At 63.4% G+C, this 21869-nt stretch carries 11 protein-coding genes; 4 read left to right on the top strand and 7 right to left on the bottom strand.

From position 1 onward, the window contains the following. The first annotated feature begins 126 nt into the window (after positions 1-126). Positions 127-1815 carry an AMP-binding protein gene (locus IAE36_RS20655; RefSeq protein WP_201214341.1) on the top strand — a complete coding sequence of 563 codons (1689 nt, stop codon included), beginning with the start codon at positions 127-129 and terminating at the stop codon, positions 1813-1815. A 381-nt stretch (positions 1816-2196) separates the two neighbouring features. Here the strand turns inward: IAE36_RS20655 and IAE36_RS20650 are convergent, their stop codons facing one another. Continuing rightward, positions 2197-3057 (bottom strand): RHS repeat-associated core domain-containing protein, encoded by an 861-nt coding sequence (locus IAE36_RS20650; protein WP_201214339.1) that lies wholly within the window; start codon positions 3055-3057, stop codon positions 2197-2199. 188 nt (positions 3058-3245) lie between these two features. On the opposite strand from IAE36_RS20650, the gene IAE36_RS20645 reads away from it, so the two are divergent. Genes IAE36_RS20645 through glgB form a run of 3 tightly spaced genes read left to right on the top strand, consistent with a single transcriptional unit; the run spans position 3246 to position 10811 of the window. After that, positions 3246-5261, top strand: a complete 2016-nt coding sequence (locus IAE36_RS20645; protein ID WP_201214337.1) for an alpha-1,4-glucan--maltose-1-phosphate maltosyltransferase — start codon at positions 3246-3248, stop codon at positions 5259-5261. Between the two features lie 19 nt (positions 5262-5280). Further along, positions 5281-8601 (top strand): maltose alpha-D-glucosyltransferase, encoded by a 3321-nt coding sequence (treS, locus tag IAE36_RS20640; RefSeq protein WP_201214336.1) that lies wholly within the window; start codon positions 5281-5283, stop codon positions 8599-8601. Continuing rightward, positions 8598-10811, top strand: a complete 2214-nt coding sequence (gene glgB / locus IAE36_RS20635; RefSeq protein ID WP_201214334.1) for a 1,4-alpha-glucan branching protein GlgB — start codon at positions 8598-8600, stop codon at positions 10809-10811. Before treS ends, glgB begins: the two co-directional genes overlap by 4 nt. Positions 10812-10920: 109 nt before the next feature. Here the strand turns inward: glgB and glgX are convergent, their stop codons facing one another. The 6 genes from glgX to glgA form a co-directional block, all read right to left on the bottom strand. Then, positions 10921-13074 (bottom strand): glycogen debranching protein GlgX, encoded by a 2154-nt coding sequence (gene glgX, locus IAE36_RS20630; protein WP_201214333.1) that lies wholly within the window; start codon positions 13072-13074, stop codon positions 10921-10923. Positions 13075-13201: 127 nt separating this feature from the next. Further along, positions 13202-13522: a DUF2934 domain-containing protein gene (locus IAE36_RS20625; RefSeq protein WP_033727916.1), complete on the bottom strand. Its 321-nt coding sequence runs from the start codon at positions 13520-13522 to the stop codon at positions 13202-13204. 17 nt (positions 13523-13539) lie between these two features. Further along, positions 13540-16314 carry a malto-oligosyltrehalose synthase gene (locus tag IAE36_RS20620; protein WP_201214332.1) on the bottom strand — a complete coding sequence of 925 codons (2775 nt, stop codon included), beginning with the start codon at positions 16312-16314 and terminating at the stop codon, positions 13540-13542. After that, positions 16311-18380: a 4-alpha-glucanotransferase gene (gene malQ, locus IAE36_RS20615; RefSeq protein WP_201214330.1), complete on the bottom strand. Its 2070-nt coding sequence runs from the start codon at positions 18378-18380 to the stop codon at positions 16311-16313. Before malQ ends, IAE36_RS20620 begins: the two co-directional genes overlap by 4 nt. After that, the gene (gene treZ / locus IAE36_RS20610) at positions 18377-20119 is read right to left on the bottom strand and encodes a malto-oligosyltrehalose trehalohydrolase (protein WP_201214328.1); all 1743 of its coding nucleotides are present in this window, start codon (positions 20117-20119) and stop codon (positions 18377-18379) included. The genes malQ and treZ overlap by 4 nt, the downstream gene beginning before the upstream one ends. 14 nt (positions 20120-20133) lie before the next feature. Next, entirely contained in the window at positions 20134-21696 is a 1563-nt protein-coding gene (gene glgA, locus IAE36_RS20605) for a glycogen synthase GlgA (RefSeq protein WP_060482920.1), read from the bottom strand. Positions 21697-21869: the final 173 nt, after the last annotated feature.

Here is a 21869-nt window from a genome sequence, read left to right as displayed (position 1 = left end):
ACGTTAACGTAAACTTGGCGATGTGGGCTGTCAATGCGTGAGTGACCTTTACGTTAACGTAAATCTGCGCCACAGTATCGGCGTCTTCACCCGCCGTGCCCAGAACAATCACAAGAAGGGACACCCATGAACCAACCCAGCTACACCCGTGGTGGCCAGGACCGCCCGCTGCTGACCCACACCATCGGCCAGGCCTTCGATGCCACGGTCGCCCGCTGCGCTGGCCGGGAGGCGCTGGTCTCGCGTCACCAGGGGCTGCGTTACACCTGGCAGCAACTGGCCGAGCAAGTCGACATACACGCACGGGCCCTGATGGCGCTGGGCGTGGCTACCGGCGACCGCGTCGGCATCTGGTCACCCAACTGTGCGCAGTGGTGCATCCTGCAAGTGGCCACTGCCAAGGTCGGGGCCATTCTGGTCAACGTCAACCCGGCTTACCGGGTGGCGGAACTTGAATACGTGCTGCGCCAATCCGGCTGTCGCTGGTTGGTGTGTGCCGATGCGTTCAAAACCTCGGACTACCACGCCATGGTGCAGGCACTGGCGCCGGAGTTGGCCAATGCGCCTACGGGCCAGCTGGCGTGTGAGCGTTTGCCGGCGCTGCGTGGGGTGGTAAGCCTGGCCAGCAACCCGCCAGCGGGCTTCCTGCCTTGGCATGCCTTGGCCGATTGGTCGCAGCAGGTCACCGCCCAGGCGTATACGACGCGCCAGCAAAGCCTGCAATTCGACCAGCCGGTGAACATCCAGTACACCTCGGGCACCACCGGGGCACCCAAGGGCGCCACGCTCAGCCATTACAACATCCTGAACAACGGTTTCATGGTCGGCGAAAGCCTGGGCCTGACCGAAAAGGACCGCATGGTGATACCGGTGCCGCTCTACCACTGCTTCGGCATGGTCATGGGCAACCTGGGTTGCATCACACATGGCAGCACCATGGTCTACCCCGGCGATGCCTTCGATGCCGAGCTTACCCTGCGCGCCGTGGCCGACGAGCAGGGCACCATCCTGTACGGCGTACCCACCATGTTCATCGCCATGCTCGACCACCCGGCCCGCCCAGGCATGGACCTGTCCAGCCTGCGCAGCGGCATCATGGCCGGCGCCACCTGCCCGATCGAGGTGATGCGCCGGGTGATCGACCAGATGCACATGGGGGAGGTGCAGATTGCCTACGGCATGACCGAAACCAGCCCGGTGTCCCTGCAGACCGGCCCGGACGATGAACTGGAACTGCGCGTGACAACCGTTGGCCGCACCCAGCCGCAGCTGGAAAACAAGCTGATAGACGCAGAAGGCTGTGTGGTGCCCCGTGGCGAGATCGGCGAGCTGTGCACCCGCGGCTACAGCGTGATGCTGGGCTATTGGGAAAACCCCCAGGCCACGGCAGATGCCATTGACGCGGCCGGCTGGATGCATTCGGGCGACCTGGCGGTGATGGACGAAGCGGGGTATGTGCGCATCGTTGGGCGCAACAAGGACATGATCATTCGCGGGGGCGAAAACATCTACCCGCGTGAACTGGAAGAGTTCTTCTACACACACCCGGCCGTGGCCGACGCGCAGGTCATCGGCATCCCCTGCAGCCGCTACGGTGAAGAGATTGTGGCATGGATCAAGCTGCACCCGGGGCACAGCGCGACGGCGCAAGAGCTGCAAAGCTGGTGCAAGGCGCACATTGCGCACTACAAGGTGCCGCGCCATATCCGCTTTGTGGAGGAATACCCAATGACGGTGACGGGTAAGGTGCAGAAATTCAAGATGCGGGAGATTAGCGTGGCTGAGATGGCGCTGGCCCAGAAAGGGGGAGCCTAGAGGTAAAGGGCGTTCCGGCGGAGTGTGGCGCTGCGCAGCACGGGGGCAGACTCTGGCAGCGCCTCACTCCTCTAGCTTGCATCCGTACAGCAACTGTCATGGCTTGCTGTTCGCATCGTGCGTGCCTCACCAAAGTTCATTGTTATCGTCAGTGGCATGTCTTCACGGGTGAATTTTGACTAGGCGGATCGCCGACCGTAGGAGGGGGAGTCGGTTGGGTCGGCAAGTCGTCAGGATCATGCTGTGGCAAAGGAGGCGGTATTTCCGGATCGTCTATGTTTGGGTCAGGCGTTTCGGGGGGGGTTGGTAAGGTCATGACCGTGCCTCGCGATTATTGTGCAGGGTGTCCAACAAACTCATACATCTGTTTGTTAAATTGACTCACATGATCATTCTATCTCTGAAGCCCCATGTCAACTTAGGACGGAACTTCTGCGAAGGCACTTGGCGGATTTGTGCAATCGCCTCCCCCAGCCCGACCCGCCGCTCGTATTCGCCCATATACCTTCCCGCTAAGCGCTCCTCAAATGGCAAGTACGCGTTTCGTAAGGTGGTATCAAAGCGTACGAGCTTTTTAGTCTTTTTTTCTGAGAGAAGTGCATCGGATAGGTGCCCTGTGTAACTCGGGTCACGGCCCAATAGTATTTCTTCCTGATATTGTAGATAACGATGCTTTCTCAAGGCTTTCAACCTGTCTCGCAGATGATCCGGCCCCGGGCCTGGTGACCATCGATTGACATAAAGAGCGTTAGCTCCTAAGTGTGATTCAATCCGCTCAAAGATGTGGGGTGCTACATCCCACATAGCAGCTGTAAAGATTTTCGCCTCATCACGCTCTTTGATCATTTTGTCCCAACTGCGCGACATGGCGCGTTCAACTTCGCCTCTCGGCACTCCTTTCAGCAGCGCCGGCGGCGGCGCCTGCGCTCGCAACTTTGGTTGTGCACCTATGCCAAGGCCCAACTGGCTCCGCCAGGAAGCCCCATCAGGATCAATGCGATTTACCGGGTCGCCAGCGCAGTAGCCGTAGGCATTCACCCCTCCGTCGCCAAATGGGCTGAGCGGGTCAGCGCTGGAAAATCTCATGATAACCGGCTTATACATCCGGTAGCCCTTACCGAGATGATAACCGCAGCTGTGGTGGTCGTGGGGCATGCCGTTGAAGCCTGTAACGCCCGCCGTGCGAGCTAGGTTACGGCTGAAGCCGTAAGCGGTGTAACACTTCTCTTTAGTAGTATTCATTTGCAGGCCTTAGCTTGAGCGGCTCACGCGACTATTTCAATCATAAGCGTTACCCTATGTTGCGCCCATCGATCACAGCGAACCACTGTCAATTGTGTCAGGTCGATATTCACTCAAGTTTTTTGAACCCCGGCGCGTCCACGCAGCTCTGAACCCTTACCGCCAACAGCCCAGGGGAGCAAGGCCTGATGTCTTTGAATGAGCCCTTCGAAAGCGTGTCCACGGCCGATCAACCACACGACCAGGGCATCACCTTGTCCCAGGCGTTGATGGCCCCGCGTATCGCCATCGAGGCGACCCAGCCGGTGCTTGATGGCGGCGCATTTGCAGCCAAGGCCATCAGCAACCAGCCTGTTGCGGTCAGCAGCAAGGTGTTCACTGACGGCCACGACCGCATGGCGGTGGTGCTGAACTGGCGCCAGGCAGGCAGCCGACGCATTCACAGCGTGCCCATGACGTCCCCTGGCAACGACCTGTGGCTGGCAGAATTCACCCCCACTGAAATCGGCCCGCATGTGTTCACCATCGAGGCCTGGATCGACCCGTACGCCACCTTTTGCTACGACCTCGAGAAAAAATTCAATGCAGCTGTCGGCATCAAGCTGGAGCTTGAAGAGGGCAGGTTGCTGCTGGGCAAAGGCATCGAGCTGAGCACGGGTGCGCTGCGCGAGCAGTTGCAAGCGTTGCAGGGCCGGTTGCCAGGGTTGCCGGAGGACGAACAGGTGGCGCTGCTGCTGGGTGACGAGGCCACCCAGCTGATGGCCGCTGCCGAGCACCGCAGCTACCTCACCCGCAGCTGTGAATACCCGCTGGACGTGGACCGCCCGGCAGCGCAGTTCGCCAGCTGGTATGAGCTGTTCCCGCGGTCGATCACCGACGACCCGGAGCGCCACGGCACGTTCGACGATGTGCATCAGCGGTTGCCGATGATCCGCGACATGGGCTTCGATGTGCTGTATTTCCCGCCCATTCACCCCATCGGCAAACAGCACCGCAAAGGCCGTAACAACTCGCTGCAAGCGCTGCCCGGCGACCCTGGCAGCCCGTATGCCATTGGCAGCCCGGACGGTGGCCACGAGGCTATCCACCCGCAACTGGGTACCCGTGAAGACTTCCGCAGGTTGGTTTCGGCGGCTGCCCAGCACGGCCTTGAAATCGCCCTGGATTTTGCCATCCAGTGCTCTCAGGACCACCCGTGGCTTACCCAACACCCCGGTTGGTTCAGCTGGCGCCCCGACGGCACCATTCGCTATGCAGAAAACCCGCCGAAGAAATACCAGGATATCGTCAACGTCGACTTCTACGCGCCCGACGCCGTGCCAAGCCTTTGGACCGCGCTGCGCGATGTGATCATCGGCTGGGTGGAAGAGGGGGTGAAAACCTTCCGCGTCGATAACCCCCACACCAAGCCCCTGCCGTTCTGGCAGTGGCTGATCGCCGATGTGCGGCGCCAGTACCCGGACGTGCTGTTCCTGGCCGAAGCGTTCACCAAGCCGGCCATGATGGCGCGGCTGGGCAAGGTGGGGTATGCCCAGAGCTACACCTACTTCACCTGGCGCAACACCAAGGAAGAACTGCGCGAATACTTCGAAGAGCTCAACCAGCCGCCGTGGAGCCAGTGCTACCGGCCCAACTTCTTCGTCAATACGCCGGACATCAACCCGTTTTTCCTGCAGCAGAACGGCAGAGCGGGTTTCCTTATCCGCGCAGCGTTGGCGACCATGGGCTCGGGGCTGTGGGGCATGTATTCGGGTTTTGAGCTGTGCGAAGCTGCCGGCTTGCCGGGCAAGGAGGAATACCTGGATTCCGAGAAGTACCAGATTCGCCCGCGTGACTTCAGCCAGCCTGGCAATATCATCCCGGAAATCGCCCGGCTGAACCGCATTCGCCGGCAGAACCCGGCATTGCAAACGCACCTGGGTGTGGCGTTCTTTAATTGCTGGAACGACAACATCCTGTACTTCGCCAAGCGCACACCCCAGCGCGACAACTATATTCTGGTCGCCATCAGCCTGGACCCGCACAACGTCCAGGAGGCGCATTTCGAGCTGCCACTGTGGGAGCTGGGCCTGGGCGACGATGCAGAAACCCACGGCGAAGACTTGATGAATGGTCACCGCTGGTCGTGGTACGGCAAAACCCAGTGGATGCGCATCGACCCTTCGCATCAGCCGTTCGGTATCTGGCGCATCAGCAAAGCCTGAACAGGGACAGGAGCCGCACATGGCCAAGCGTGCACGCCCGCAAGCGTTCATCGATGATCCGCTGTGGTACAAGGACGCGGTCATCTACCAGTTGCACATCAAGTCGTTCTTCGACGCCAACAATGATGGCATCGGTGATTTCGCCGGCTTGATCGGCAAGCTCGACTACATTGCCGGCCTAGGGGTCAACACCCTGTGGCTGCTGCCGTTCTACCCCTCGCCGCGGCGGGACGATGGCTACGATATCGCCGAGTACAAGGCGGTGCACCCGGATTACGGCACCTTGGCTGACACCCGGCGGTTCATCGCAGAGGCCCACAAGCGCGGCTTGCGGGTGATCACCGAACTGGTGATCAACCACACCAGCGACCAGCACCCGTGGTTTCAGCGGGCCCGGCATGCCAAGCGCGGCAGCAAGGCCCGGGACTTCTACGTGTGGTCGGATGACGAGCACAAGTACGACGGCACCCGCATCATCTTTCTCGATACCGAAAAATCCAACTGGACCTGGGACCCTGTGGCCGGCCAGTACTTCTGGCACCGCTTCTACTCGCACCAGCCCGACCTGAATTTCGACAACCCGCAGGTGATGAAGGCGGTCATCGGGGTAATGCGCTTCTGGCTGGACATGGGCGTAGACGGCCTGCGCCTGGACGCCATCCCGTACCTGATTGAGCGCGACGGCACCAACAACGAAAACCTGCCGGAAACCCATGCTGTTCTGAAGGCGATCCGTGCCGAGATAGATGCCAATTATCCCGACCGCATGCTGCTGGCCGAAGCCAACCAATGGCCGGAGGATACGCGGCCGTACTTTGGCGAGGGTGAAGGCGACGAATGCCACATGGCGTTCCACTTTCCGCTCATGCCACGCATGTACATGGCGCTGGCCATGGAAGACCGTTTTCCGATCACCGATATTTTGCGCCAGACCCCGGAAATCCCCGCCAACTGCCAATGGGCAATCTTCCTGCGCAACCACGATGAGCTGACGCTGGAGATGGTCACCGACCGTGAGCGGGACTACCTGTGGAATTACTACGCCGAAGACCGGCGAGCGCGTATCAACCTGGGTATCCGGCGCCGCCTGGCGCCGTTGCTGCAGCGCGACCGCCGGCGTATCGAGCTGCTCACCAGCCTGCTGTTGTCGATGCCGGGTACACCCACGCTGTATTACGGCGACGAGCTGGGCATGGGCGACAACATCTACCTGGGTGACCGTGACGGCGTGCGTACGCCCATGCAGTGGTCGCCCGACCGCAACGGCGGCTTCTCCCGCGCCGACCCCCAGCGCCTGGTGCTGCCCCCGATCATGGACCCGTTGTACGGTTACCAGACGGTGAACGTGGAAGCCCAGAGCCACGACCCGCATTCGCTGTTGAACTGGACGCGCCGCATGCTGGCCGTGCGCAAGCAACAGAAGGCGTTTGGCCGCGGCAGCATCCGCACCCTCACGCCCAGCAACCGGCGCATTCTCGCGTACATCCGTGAATACACCGACGCCGATGGCACTGCCGAAGTGGTGCTGTGCGTGGCCAACGTATCCCGCGCTGCCCAGGCGGCCGAGCTTGAGCTGGCCCAGTACGCGGGCATGGTGCCGGTGGAGATGCTGGGCGGCAGCGCGTTCCCGCCCATCGGCCAGTTGCCGTTTCTGCTCACCTTGCCGCCTTATGGCTTTTATTGGTTCCTGCTGGCCTCCCACGACCGCATGCCCAGCTGGCACATACAGCCCACCGAGGGGTTACCCGAATTGACTACTTTAGTGCTGCGCAAACGCATGGAGGAGCTGCTCGAGGCCCCCTCCCGCGACACCCTGCAAACGTCGATTTTGCCCCAGTACCTGCCCAAGCGGCGTTGGTTCGCCGGCAAGGAAGGGCCCATCGATGCTATTCGCCTGAGCTACGGCATACGCCTGGCGAACGCCAGCGTGCCGGTGCTGCTGAGTGAAATCGAGGTAGAGAGCGATGGCGTCACCCACCGCTACCAGTTGCCGTTCGGCCTGCTGCCCGAAGACCAGATCAACAGCGCACTGCCCCAGCAGTTGGCACTGTCACGGGTACGCCGTGCCCATCAAGTGGGGCTGATCACCGACGCGTTCGTGTTGGAGCCGTTCATCCGTGCAGTGCTCAAAGCCTGCAAAGACGGCGTGCGCCTACCCTGTGGCAGCGGCCAGGGGGAGCTGCGCTTCGAGCACACCCAGCAACTGGCTGGCCTTGGGCTGAACGATGAAAGCCCGGTGCGCTACCTCAGTGCCGAGCAGTCCAACAGCTCGGTGGTGGTGGGTGATTCGGTGGTGCTCAAACTGATCCGGCGGGTCAATGCCGGCATCCACCCCGAGCTGGAAATGAGTGCCTACCTTACCGCTGCAGGCTTCACCAACATCTCCCCGTTGCTGGTATGGGTCAGCCGGGTGGACGAGCAGGGCGCGCCGCATTTGCTGATGATTGCCCAGGGCTACCTCAGCAACCAGGGCGATGCCTGGGCCTGGACCCAGAACACCCTGGAGCGCGCCATTCGCGACCAGATGCAGCCCACCAGTAACGAGGCCGATTCGCACACGGACGCGCTGACCGAACTCAGTGGCTTCGCTGCGCTGCTTGGCCAACGCCTGGGCGAAATGCACCTGCTGCTGGCAGCCCAAACGTCGGATGAAGCCTTCACCCCACGCCCCAGCGACGGGCAGGACAGCGCACGCTGGAGCACGCAGATAACCGCCGAGCTGACCCACGCGCTGGACCTGCTGGCCCAGCACCGCGACAAGCTCGATAGCGACAGCCAAGCCTTGGTGGACGACCTGCAACAGCAGCGTGACGGGCTGGCCCAGCATATCCAGGCGCTCACGCAAAAGGCCCAGGGCGGCCTGTTGATGCGCGTGCACGGGGACCTGCACCTGGGCCAGGTACTGGTGGTACAGGGTGACGCCTACCTGATCGACTTCGAGGGTGAACCGTCCCGGCCACTGGAAGAACGCCGTGCCAAGCACAGCCCGTACAAGGACGTCAGCGGCGTGTTGCGATCCTTCGACTATGCTGCTGCGATGATCTTGCGCAGCGCCTCTGGCGTGGACCTTTCCGACGCGGCGCGGCAGGCCCGGCAGCGCGTGGCACGGCACTATCTGCATCAGTCGCGGCATGCGTTCATCGAAGCCTACGGGCTGGCGACCGCAGCCATGCCCCATGCCTGGGAACAGGCTGACGGCGAGCGTGCCGCGCTGGAGCTGTTCTGCCTGGAAAAAGCTGCCTACGAAATAACTTATGAAGCCGAGAACCGTCCAAGCTGGCTGGCCGTGCCTTTGCATGGTCTGCATGGACTGATCAGTACCTGGGGAGAGTCAGAATGAACGTTTCAACGCGTGATAACGGCGGCCTTCGGCAACGGGACCTGGATGCCCTTGCTCGCGCCGAGCACGCCGATCCCTTTGCGGTACTTGGGCCTCACGGCGATGCAAAAGGCGGGCTGACCGTGCGGGCCTACCTGCCGGACGCGCTCAGCGCCCGTGTAGTGGCCCGCGAGGGCGGCCAGGTGCTGGCTGAAATGGTGCAAGGTTCGCTGCCTGGCCTGTTCACCGCGCACCTCGAAAAGGCACAGCCCTACCAGCTGCAGATCGGCTGGGCCGGCGGCGAGCAGGTCACTGAAGACCCCTACAGCTTTGGCCCACAACTGGGCGAGATGGATTTGCACCTGTTCGCCGAGGGTAACCACCGCGACCTCGCCGGGCGCTTCGGTGCCCAGCCCACCCAGGTGGATGGGGTAGACGGCGTCAACTTCTCGGTGTGGGCGCCCAATGCCCGGCGCGTGTCCGTGGTGGGCGACTTCAACAACTGGGACGGGCGCCGCCACCTGATGCGGCTGCGTCACGAGGCCGGCGTGTGGGAGTTGTTCATCCCGCGCCTGGGTGTGGGCGAAACGTACAAGTTCGAAGTATTGGGCAAGGGCGGCATTCTGCCGCTCAAGGCCGACCCGCTGGCACGCGCCACGCAGTTGCCACCGAGCACGGCGTCCAAGGTGGCAGGGCCGTTGGGCCATGCGTGGGGCGACCAGCAGTGGATGGACGAGCGCGCCCAGCGCCATGCCTACAGCGCGCCGCTGTCCATCTATGAACTGCACCCCGGTTCATGGCGCTGCGAGATGAACGAGGCGGGTGAGGTAGGCCGCTACTACAACTGGCGCGAGCTGGCCGACCGCCTGGTGCCCTATGTGCAGCAGTTGGGCTTTACCCACATCGAGCTGCTGCCAATCATGGAACACCCGTTTGGCGGGTCCTGGGGCTATCAGCCGCTGTCCATGTTCGCGCCCACCTCCCGGTATGGCATGGCTGAAGAATTTGCCGCGTTCATCGATGCTTGCCACCAGGCCAGCATCGGCGTGATTCTGGATTGGGTGCCTGCGCATTTCCCCACCGACGAACATGGCCTGGCCCGCTTCGATGGCACGGCGCTGTACGAGTACGACAACCCGCTGGAAGGCTACCACCAGGACTGGAACACCCTCATCTACAACCTGGGACGCAACGAAGTGCGCGGCTTCATGATGGCGTCGGCCTTGCATTGGCTGAAGCACTTCCATATCGACGGCCTGCGGGTGGATGCCGTGGCGTCGATGCTGTACCGCGACTATTCGCGCAAGGCGGGGGAGTGGGTGCCCAACCGTCATGGCGGGCGTGAGAACCTGGAGGCCATCGACTTCATCCGCCACCTCAACGGTGTGGCGGCCCATGAAGCGCCCGGCGCGTTGATCATCGCCGAAGAATCCACCGCCTGGCCCGGGGTCAGCCAGCCGATCGAACAAGGCGGCCTGGGCTTCGGTTACAAGTGGAACATGGGCTGGATGCATGACACGTTGCATTACATCCAGAATGACCCGGTCCACCGCGCCCACCACCACAACGAAATGAGCTTCGGGTTGGTGTATGCCTATTCCGAGCATTTTGTGCTGCCGATCTCCCATGACGAAGTGGTGCACGGTAAGCGGTCGCTGATCGACAAGATGCCGGGTGACCGTTGGCAGAAGTTCGCCAACCTGCGCGCCTACCTGACCTACATGTGGGCACACCCGGGCAAGAAGCTCCTGTTCATGGGCTGTGAGTTTGGCCAGTGGCGGGAGTGGAACCACGATGCCGAGCTGGACTGGTACCTGCTGCAGTACCCGGAGCACCAGGGGGTGCAGCGCCTTGTCAGCGACCTTAACCGCCTGTACCGCGAGGTGCCGGCGCTGCACGAGCAGGATTGCCAGCCACAGGGCTTCCAGTGGTTGATCGGTGATGACGCGCAGAACAGCGTGTTTGCCTGGTTGCGCTGGAGCAGTGAGGGCGAGCCTGTGTTGGTGGTGGCCAACTTCACGCCAGTGCCGCGTGAGGGTTACCGCGTTGGCGTGCCGTTCGGCGAGCGTTGGCAGGAGCTGTTGAACAGTGATGCCGAGACCTATGCGGGTTCGAACATAGGCAACATGGGGGCGGTGGAGAGTGTAGAAACGCCTAGCCACGGGCAACCCCTGTCGCTGGCGCTGAACTTGCCGCCATTGGGGGTGTTGATCATGAGGCCTGCTCGGTAGGTGCAGGTTATTCAGGTTTGGGCCGGGAGGTGATAGCCGTGGCGGATGCGGCGCTCGATCTCACAAGCGCCGCATACGCCACGGCAAAACCCCCAGCCGCGACCAGGCCTTACTCCTCTTCGCGCTCCAACACCATTAACACCACCGAACGCCCGGTCACATCGAACGTGCTGTCGAATTCCAGCTGCTGCGCTTTACGCAGCTCCGGCCGGTCGGTGTCGATCACGCAACCCCAGTAGTTACCCTCTGGCACGGTTGGCAGCTTGAACTGCACGGTGTCATGGTGCGCGTTGACGATCAGCAGCACCGTCGCCTCGGCACCCGGCCGTGCGATGCCGCTGACCTGGGCACGGCCGTCGATCAGCATGCCCAGGCAACGGCCATTCGGGTCTTCCCACTGCTCCACGCTCATCTCGTTGCCGTCCGGCGCCAGCCAGGTGACGTCCTTCACCCCAATGGCCTCGTTGTAGTCACCCACCAGGAAGCTCGAGCGGCGCAGTACGGGGTATTTAAGGCGCAGGCGGGTGAGGCGGCGGACGAACGTCAGCAGGGCCTGGCCTTCGTCATCCAGGTCCCAGTTCACCCAGCCAATCTCGCTGTCCTGGCAATAGGCGTTGTTGTTGCCATGCTGGGTGCGGCTGAACTCGTCCCCCGCCACGATCATCGGCGTGCCTTGGGCAAACAGCAGGGTGGCGAAGAAGTTGCGCATCTGGCGCATGCGCAGGGCGTTGATTTCCGGGTCCTCGGTAGGGCCCTCGGCGCCGCAGTTCCACGACACGTTGTTGCTGGTGCCGTCCTGGTTGTTCTCGTCGTTGTCTTCGTTGTGCTTCTCGTTGTACGACACCAGGTCGCGCAGGGTGAAACCGTCGTGGGCGGTGATGAAGTTCACCGACGAGTACGGCCTGCGCCCGCGGTTGTTGAACAGGTCGCCAGAGCCCGTCATGCGCGCTGCGAAGTCCGCCAGCTGGCCCTCGTCACCTTTCCAGAAGGCCCGCACCGTGTCACGGAACTTGTCGTTCCATTCTGCCCAGCCCGGCGCGAAGTTACCCACCTGGTAGCCCCCAGGGCCGCAGTCCCAGGGCTCGGCGATCAGCTTCACCTGGCGCAGCAGTGGGTCCTGGCGGCAAGCTACCAGGAAGCTGTGGCGTTCGCTGTAACCGTCGTGGTAGCGGCCCAGAATGGTCGCCAGGTCGAAGCGGAAGCCGTCGACGTGCATCTCGCCTGCCCAGTAGCGCAGCGAATCGGTGACCAGCTGCAGCACGCAGGAGTGGCTCAGGTCCAGGGTGTTGCCAGTGCCGGAATCGTTGATGTAGTAACGCTTGTTGTCCGGCATCAGGCGGTAGTACGAGGCGTTGTCGATGCCGCGCATCGACAGCGTGGGGCCCATCTCGTTGCCTTCGGCGGTGTGGTTGTACACCACATCCAGAATCAGCTCCAGGCCGGCATCATGCAGGTGCGCGACCATTTCCTTGAATTCGGCGATCTTGCCACTGGCCAGGTACGCCGGGTGCGGGGCGAAGAAGGCGATGCTGTTGTAGCCCCAGTAGTTGTTAAGGCCTTTCTGCAGCAAGTGCTGGTCGTTGACGAAGGCATGAATGGGCAGCAGTTCGATGCTGGAAACGCCCAGGTCCTTGATGTGCTTGAGCAGCTCGTCATTGGCAAGACCGGCGAAGGTGCCGCGCAGCTTCTCCGGCACTGCCGGGTGGCGCATGCTGATGCCCTTGGCGTGGGCCTCGTAGACGATGGTGCGGTCCCACGGTGTTTGCACGCGCTGGTCACGGCCCCAGGTGAAGGCCGGGTCGATTACCTTGCACTTGGGCACGAAGGGGGCACTGTCACGCTCATCGAACGACAGGTCGCCGTCGGGGTGGCCGATGGTGTAGCCGAACAGGGCTTCGGACCATTTCAGTTCGCCCACCAGCTGCTTGGCGTAGGGGTCGATCAGCAGCTTGTTGGGGTTGAAGCGGTGACCGTTTTCCGGCTCGTAGGGGCCGTGTACGCGGTAGCCGTAAACCAGCCCAGGGTGAGCGTCGGGCAAGTAGCCGTGGTAGATCTCGTCGGTGTACTCCGGCAACTCGATACGCTCGAGCTCCTTCTCGCCAGAGGCGTCAAAAATACACAGTTCGACCTTGGTGGCATTGGCCGAGAAAATGGCGAAGTTGACGCCAAGGCCATCCCAGTTGGCGCCGAGGGGGAACGGTAAGCCTTCGCGAATGCGCGATGGTGCAACGGAGCGGGTTTTCTTTGGGGTGCGCGGGCTCATGGCAATCCTCGAATGGCCGTATAGGGCTGGGTAGTGTGGGTACTGCTACGCCTCTGCCGCCGACAGGCCTGGTTCACGAATCGCTCGTGGCCAGTGGCTGCCTGCCAGCGGCAGAACCGTTGAAGGCTCAGCTCGCGGTGGGTTTTTTTACAGCGCGAGGTTTTTTGGCAGCGGCAGGCTTGTCGCCTGCAGGCAGCGCTGCAACCTTGGGGTCGGCCGGTGGTTTGGGCGCCGCAGCTGCCTTGGGCTTGGCAGCGGGTTTATCCCCGGGTTTGGCCTTGGGTGCAGGCTTGGCCTTGCCCTTGGCTTTCGCATCGGGGGCCAGGGCCTCCGCTTCGGCCAACTTGCGCGCCATTTCCCAATGGCGTTCTTCGTGGCCTTCCGGTTTCCCCTCCGACTCCCAGATCTGGTAGGCAAACTCGCGTATCCGCTTATCGTTGACACTCATCGTGACGCTCCTGAATGCTAGTTGTGTTCGATCAACACGTTGACCGGAAACTCGGAAAGTACGGCGCTTAACTTCAACTCTCTTACAGGGCTGACAACGCTTGCACCGAAAAGTCCAGTCGAGTTGGCAGGGGAAAAGGCAAACGGCAGAATTACCCGCGTATCGTCCCAATTCTGAGCTGGGATCAGGGGCGTCGCAGCCGCGCCCAGCAGCGAGCTGGCCAGGCGTGGGGCAATGATCACCGCCCGTTCGCTGTCCCCCAGGCGGGCGAATGCCACAACCTTGTCAGCGTGCTTGCCTTGCACGGCAAGGGGCAGGTAGGCCCCACGGCGGAACAGCTCAGGGTGGGCCATGCGGCAGTCGAGCACACGCGCAACCAATGCCTGTTTGACCCGTGCGTCCTGCCAGTTAGCCAGCAGCTCGGGCAGCGGCGCATTGTCGGTCAGCGAGGCGCGGCGTGCCGGGTAATCCACCGGCCTGCGGTTGTCTGGGTCGACCAGGCTGAAATCCCAGTACTCGTTGCCCTGGTACAGGTCGGGCACACCAGGCACGGTCATGCGCATCAGGGTCTGCACTAGGCTGTTAAGCGCGCCGGGGCAACTGATCAACTGCGCGGCATCCGCCACAGACTTGCGCAACTGCAGGTGGTCGTCGTTCAGCAGCAAGCCATCCAGATAGCGTACGCAGCTGGCTTCATAGGCTTCGTTGGGTGCGTTCCAGCTGCTGCGCAGCTTGGCCTCGCGCAGGGCCTTCTGCTGCCATTGGCGAACCCGTTCGGCGTACTGCTCCAGGCCTTGGTGGTCATGCACATCCAGGCCCAGGGGCCAGGTGCCCAGCAGGGTTTGCAGCAGCATGTACTCGTCGCCGGGGCTGGGGGCCACGCCGTCGTCCAGCGGCTCACGCAGCGGCTCGGCCAGCTCGCGCCAGTGCTCCAGGCGGCTGGCAAGCCAGGGCGCACGTTCGCTGAGCACCGCCAGGCGGGCACGGGTATCCTCGCCGCGTTTGTGGTCGTGGGTGGCAGTGGCCAGCAGGTTATCGGGGAAGTCCCGCAAGCGCCGCTGCGCCTCATTGTGGAAGTCGTCCAGTGGTGCGCCAAAGCGCTCGGCTTCAAAGCCCACATCGTTGCGCGACAGCAGGCGTGCGCTGCGGTAGAAGGCGGTGTCCTCCACGGCCTTGGCGGCGCTGGGGGCGGTCAGTTGCTGGAAGCGTACACAGGCATGGCGCAGTTGCTTGCGTGCCCGCCCTGGCGGCAGCTGGCGCCAGCCTTCACTACCCAGCCACTTCTCCATTTGCTCCAGCAAGGGCCAGTCGGCCTCGCTGAGGTCTTGCCGGGCGCCTTCCAGGGCCTGCTGGAAAAAGCCCTCGTCCTCAGCCGGCCTGCCGCAGGCGTTGAAGTAGGTGCGGTACACCGGGTAGTGCGCCACCAGTGCTTGCAACGCTCGGCGGATAGCGCCCAGGGACAGGTCGCGGGTCATCAAGTCGTTGCGCGCCACCTGCAACAATGCCTGGGCCACCGACTCGCAGTCACTGGCCAGGCTGGCGTTGAGCACCAGGTGCCGCGCCAGGCGAATTTCTTCGGCGTAATCCGGGCGCTCGCTCACATTCGCCCACAGTTCCGTCAGCGGTGCTTCGCCGGCGGGGTCGTGCTGCAACAGCGACACCTGGTTCATGAACTCGTAGCCGGTGGTGCCGTCGGTGAGCCAGTCGCGGTGCAGGTGCTCATCCACGCCCAGGATCTTCTCCACATAAATGGGGAAGTGCTCAAGCGACGCCTGCGGCGGGCGGCTGGCCATCAGGCTGGTGACCCGGCGGCGCAGCTTGCGGCAGTAGCCGCGTGGGTCGGCCAGGCCGTCGATGTGGTCGATGCGCAGGCCGTCCACCAAGCCGCGCTCGATCAGTTCGAACAGCTTGGCATGGGTGGCTTCGAACACCACCGAGCGCTCGACCCGCAGGCCGCCCAGTTCGTTGATGTCGAAGAAACGCCGCCAGTTGATGTCGTCCGCTGCCGTGCGCCAGCTGGCCAGGCGATAGGTCTGGCGTTCCAGCAGCAGGTGCAGGCGCTTGAAGCCCGCTTCGCTGCGGCTGTCGAAGGCGACCAGGGCCGATTCCAGGTCGGCGCCTTCGCGCACCAGGCGCGCCAGCTCGGCTTGCAGGGGGAGGGCCTCTTCAACAGGTGCAGCCGAGTCACCCAAAGCGGTGAAGTGCTCAGCCAGTGCTGCCAGCGCCGGGTCCGGGCTCAGCGCCAGGATCCAGCCATAGTCCACCGGGCAAATCGGGAAACGTTGCTCGTAATGGGCAATCTGGAGTACGCCGTTGGCCTTGTCGAATTCAAGCGGGATCTCGCCCTCTTTCAGGGCCACGCCGTAGTCGCTGCCCAGGAACGGCAGCAGCAACTGGCCAGCCAGCAATGGGTCGGCCGAGTGCCACTGGATATCGAAGAATTCGGCATAGGGGCTGCGCCGGCCCCAGGCCAGCAGGCTCTGCCACCACGGGTTGTCGGCCCCGCCCACGGCCATGTGGTTGGATACCGTGTCTACGATCAGCCCCATGCCGTGCTGGCGCAAAGCGGCCACCAGGCGCTCCAGGGCAGCCTCACCGCCCAGTTCCGGGTTTACCTGTGTAGGGTCGACCACGTCGTAGCCGTGCCGCGACCCGGCGCGGGCTTTCAGCAGGGGCGATGCGTACAGGTGGCTGATGCCCAGCTGGGCGAAGTAGGGCACCAGCGGCAGGGCGTGGTCGAGGGTGAAGTCGCTGTGAAATTGCAGGCGCAGCGTGGCGGTAAGCGGCTTCATCGGTCGCGCTCCCAGGCTTGCTCGCGGGCTTGGGCCAGCAGCTCCAGGCGCCGTGCGGCGTCTGCATCGTCCAGCATGCGGTCGGCGGGCAGGGCAAAGCGGCGGCGCCAGTTGGGGTGGCCATCGGTGGTGCCGGGCATGTTGGGCTGTTCGTCCAGGCCGAGCAGGTCTTCGAGTGGGACCAGTACCAGGGGTGCGCGGGTATGGCCTACATAACGGATAGCGGCATCGATCACGGCAGAGGTGTCCTCAAGCGGGCCATAATTGGTTTCCAGCGTACGGCGCAGGCCGTCGTGTTCCTTCTGGCGGTCGGCGCGCCAGTGTTGCTCGGTGGCGGCATCGACCAGCCCCAGGCGGTGGCTCCATTCGATATCGCGGTTCTGCAGCCAACCCGCCACGGGGGCGAGGTCGTGGGTGCCGGTGGTGGCCAGGGCGTCGTCAGGCCAGTCCATGATGGGTGTGAATTTGCCGGGCGAGGCTTGCTCGAACGGCAATACACGCATGCCCAACACATTCTTGGCCGCCAAGGCTTCGCGCAGCCCGTCCGGCACTGTGCCCAGGTCTTCGCCCAGGATGACCGCCTGGTTGCGCACCGACTCCAGCGCCAGCAGCCGCAGCAGGTCTTCCAGCGGGTAATTCAGGTAGGCACCTTCGCTGGGCTTGGCGCCACGGGGGATCAACCACAACCGGCGCAGGCCCATGACGTGGTCGATGCGCAGGCCGCCGGCGTTGGCCATGTTGGCCCTGAGCATTTCGATGAAGGCGCGGTAGCCGTTGCGCTTCAGGCCCTCGGGTGAGAACCCGCAAATGCCCCAGTCCTGGCCGGCGCGGTTGAGGATGTCGGGCGGCGCGCCCACGGTGAGGTTGGCCAGCAATTCGTCCTGGCGGCTCCAGGCCTGGCTACCGGCGCCATCGGCCCCCACCGCCAGGTCTGCAATCAGCCCGATGCCCATGCCGTTGCCTGTGGCGGCCTGTTGAGCACGGCGCACGCTGCGCTCGGTCAGCCACTGGCAGAAGGCATGGAATTCCACGCTGGACGGGTAGCTTTCGGCAAGGCTCTGCACGCTCGGGTGATACGGGTCGCGCCACTCGGCTGGCCACTTGCGCCAGTCGGCGCCCAGGCCTTCGTCCACCGCCTTGGCTTGCAGTACCTCGAAGCGGCAGTGATGCTCCAGCGCTTCCCCGGCGTCATCGCGGAAGCTTTCGAAATCGGCGCGCAGGGGGTGGTCGCCCTGGCAAAAATCCTTGTACAGCGCACGCAGCAGCTGGAAGCGGAAGTCGGCTGCACGCGGCCAGTCCACCAGCGGTTCCTGCTCCAGCGCTTCGAGTGCCTGTTCAAGCCCGCTGCTGACGATAGCCGTCCTTACAGCGCGTTCCCCCAGAATGGCGGCCGGGCTGGCATATAGGGTGTTGAGCAGCAGGCGGCTGGAGGGTGAGTAGGGGCTGTAGTGCTCCTGCTCGAAGGCGGACAACGCGTGAATAGGGCTTATGGCCAGTGCGTCTGCGCCGCGCTCGGCGGCGCTGCGGACCAGCTGTTCCAAGGCCAGGCAGTCGCCATAGCCCCCGTCACCGGGGCGACGCAAGCTGTAGAGCTGCGCTGAAAGGCCCCAGCAGCGTGCTGGGGCTTCTTCAGCTACCTCGTGCAATGACAGGCAGCCAGGTGGCGCCACGGCCAGCGTGAGCGCATGCCCTGACACCTCAAGCTGGTGGTAACCCACCGGCAGGGTGCCGGGCAGCCGGGCATGGGCGTCCAGCGCCAGTTCCGTCTGGTTGCCGTCTTCCAGCTCACAGCGCACTGCTGCGCCGCTGGCAAAATAGCGAGAGAGGTCAAGTGGCTCGCCCTGGTCTGCAGTTAACAACGGGGGCACATGGTCGGCATCGTCGCTGTGCTCGAGGTCTGCCAGGCTTTCGCGAACCTGCGCGTCATCCGCCGCGGCGTGGCCTAGCGCTTCAAGCACCTTGCGCAACACGTCATCACTGACCTGCTGCGGCTTGTTGTTGGCATCGACCCAGTCGCGGGCCAGCCCGGCCTCGCTGGCCAGTTTATGGAGCAAGGTTTCGCTCATGGCGCCTCCTGGCCAGCGGGCAGCAAGGTGACCACGCAGCTGTAAGGGGAAAGGGTAGAGCCCGGGTGAGCCGTGTCTCCGCTGTCGAACAGGCAGGCACCGGCAGGTGGCGCCTGCAACGTCAGAGGCTGCTCGGAGAGGTTGAGGTCGATGCGTAGCGTGCTGCCATCACCCAGCCGCCAACGTGCGCTGAGTGCCTTGTCTGCCAACACTTCTGCACCCAGAGCACGGGTGCCAGGCAGGCGCGGCATCAACTGTTGCCGACGTACCGCCAGCAACTGCTGGTACAGCCCGTGCCAGCCCGCCAGCACATCCTGTGCATCGGGCCGCGAGTCATCGAAGGTCTGCCGGGCGTTGGGGTCGGGGATGCGCGCCCGTTGCTCCGGGTCGGCAAACGCGGCGAAGTGCTCGAACTCGCCCCGGCGGCCTTCGCGCACCGCGTCGGCCAACTCATCGTGGAAGTCGGTGAAGAACAGGAACGGTGCACGGCTGCCGTCATCATCGCCCATGAACAGCAGCGGAATCATCGGGCTCAGCAACAGCAACCCCGTGGCAGCACGCAGCGCGGCAGGCGGTGCCAGGCGGGTGAGGCGCTCGCCCATCGCCCGGTTGCCGATCTGGTCGTGGTTCTGCAGGAACAGCACAAAGGCGCTGGGCTGCAGGTGCCCGCTCGGTTCGCCGCGGGGTTGGCCATGGCGGTTGGGTTCGCCCTGGAAGACAAAGCCCTCACTCAGGCACCGGGCCAGCTTGTTGATCGGCTGGTGCTTGTAGTCTTCGTAATAGCCCTCGGTCTCGCCTGTGAGCAATACATGCAGCGCGTTGTGGCCGTCATCGTTCCACTGCGCATCAAAGCCTTGTTCCAGCAGAAACGCCTGGTTGTGCTCGTTCTCCAGCACCAGCCAGATGTGCCGGCCAGGCTCCACCGCCTCGCGCACGCGACGTGCCAGTTCAACCAGGAAGTCGGGCTGGTCGATGGCGTGCACGGCATCCAGGCGCAGCCCGTCGAAGCGGTAGTCGCACAGCCACATTAGGGCGTTCTGGATGAAGTACTCGCGCACTTCCGGGCGGCGGAAGTCGATGGCCGCGCCCCAGGGGGTCTGGCGGTCTTCACGGAAGAAGGGGCCAGCGTAGGCATGCAGGAAGTTGCCGTCCGGGCCGAAATGGTTGTACACCACGTCCAGCATCACCATCAGGCCATGGCCGTGGGCCTGGTCGATCAGCCTGCACAGCTGCTCGGGGGTGCCATAGGTGTGCTGCGCCGCGTAGGGCAGCACGCCATCGTAGCCCCAGTTGCGGGTGCCCGGGAATTCACCCACGGGCATCAGTTCGATAGCGGTGATGCCGGTTGCGGCCATGCGTGGCAGCTGGCGTGCCACGCCGTCATAGCCACCCAGCACGCCGACGTGCACTTCCTGAATGACCGCTTCATGCCAAGGCCGGCCCTGCCAGGTGTGTTGCCAGGCATGGCCAGCCAGATCCACCAGCTGGCTTGGGCCGTGAACGCCCTCAGGCTGAAAGCGCGATGCCGGGTCGGCCACTTGCAGCTTGCCGTCAATGCGATAGGTGTAGCGGTCCCCGGGCTTGGCAGATGCATCAACGCTAAACCAGCCGTCACCCTCTGCCTTTAATTCAACCCCAGGTTGTTGCTGCAGTTCCAAGCTCACGCTGCGCGCGTCGGGTGCCCAGAGGGCGAAGCGCGCCGACGTGGCGTCCAGTGAGTGTGCGCCATGCCTGTGCATCTTCGACCCCTTTTTCAGTAATAAGCCAGGTGAGCCTGCTTGACCAGGTCCTCGTAAAGGCGCGCATAGGGTTCAACGGCTTGGCACCAGTTGAATGGCTGCGTCATCGACAGGCAGCGCATGGCGTTGAGCAGGTCCTTCTTCTGGTAGATGTAGAAAGCGCGGCTCAACGCTTCGCGGTAGCTTTCGACGGTCGATTCATTGAACAGGAAGCCAGTGACACCGTTCTCGATGGTGTCGGCCAGGCCGCCGGTGTTGCGGGCAACCGGCAGCGAGCCAAAGCGCTGGGCATACATCTGGCTCAGGCCGCAGGGCTCGTAGCGCGACGGCATGAGCAAGAAGTCGCTGCCGGCGAACATGCGCCGAGCATCGGTTTCGTTGAAGCCGATGCGCACACCGATACGGCCCGGGTGGCGCAGGGCCAGCTCGCGCATGGCCTGCTCTTCTTCGGGCTCGCCGCGGCCGATGATCGCGATCTGGCCGCCTTGCTCGACAATGTATTCGGCAACACCCAAGGTCAGGTCCAGGCCTTTCTGGTAGACCAGGCGCGACACCACGGCAAACAACGGCCCTTCGGACGGTTCCAGTTCGAACAGTTCACGCACCGCCTCGGCGTTGCGCGCCTTGCCGTCCCAATCGTTGAGGCTGAAGTTGTGCTGCAGGTAGGTGTCGGTGGCGGCATCCCAGCTGTCATCGATACCGTTTGGGATACCCCCCAGCAGCCCCTGCTGGGCCTTGCTGGCGAGGAAGCCATCCAGGCCGCAGCCAAACTCCGGCGTGGTGATCTCCTGGGCGTAGGTGGCGCTGACGGTGGTGATGTGGCTGGAGTAAGCCAGGCCTGCCTTGAGGAACGACAGCTTGCCGTAGAACTCCATGCCTTCCTGCTGCATGGCGTGGTCGGGGATCGCCAGTTCCGGGCTGCAGGCACGGCTGTACACACCCTGGTAGGCCAGGTTGTGAATGGTGAACAGGGTAGGGGTGCTCAGGCCGCGCCAGTGCATGTAGGCAGGCGCCAAACCGGCAGGCCAGTCGTGTGCATGCACCAGCTCGGGTTTCCAGTGGATCATGCCTTCACCGGCGGCAATTTCAGCAGCGGCCAGGCCCAGGCGAGCGAAACGGATGTGGTTGTCCGGCCAGTCGCGGCCGTTTTCGGCAGCGTACGGTGTACCGGGGCGCTGGTACAGCTCAGGGCAGATCAGCACATAGATCACCAGGCCGTCGGGCAGGTCCATGCGCCCGATCTTGCAGGGGGGCAGGGCCGCGTGGCCGCCCAGTTCACCCACGATGTGAATGGGGTTGTCGCTGTCCATCACCTGGGGGTAGCCGGGGATCAGCACCCGTACATCATGCAGGTGCGCCAGGGCGCGGGGCAGGGCGGCGGAGACGTCACCCAGGCCGCCGGTCTTGACCAGGTCGGCGATTTCCGAAGTCACGAACAGCACCTTGCGCTTGTTCGGGTTGTTCTGGCGTTGGGCGCCGGGTGCCTTGCCTGCCGGGGGGAGCTCCGGGATGAGCGGTTCGCGATGGTCCGTGGTGAATAAGGTAGCTACATGAGGCTCGACAGCGGCACTGATCATTCTTCTCTCCATCCCTAAGCTTGGCCGGGTGCTGATAACGCGGCCGTATTACGTATATGTGGTTCTCTCTGTTTCCGAATTCTGCGTACTGCGTTCCATGCCCCTGGGTCATGCGCACGAGCGCGGCTCAATCGGCATTCCGGCCAAAAGGCAAATGGACTGTCTGGGGTGGG

It is taken from the genome of Pseudomonas sp. S36 (genome assembly GCF_016647875.1).
GTDB lineage: Bacteria > Pseudomonadota > Gammaproteobacteria > Pseudomonadales > Pseudomonadaceae > Aquipseudomonas > Aquipseudomonas parafulva.
Note: the sequence above shows the minus strand (reverse complement) of the source record. Positions and strands in the feature narration are given on the sequence as shown.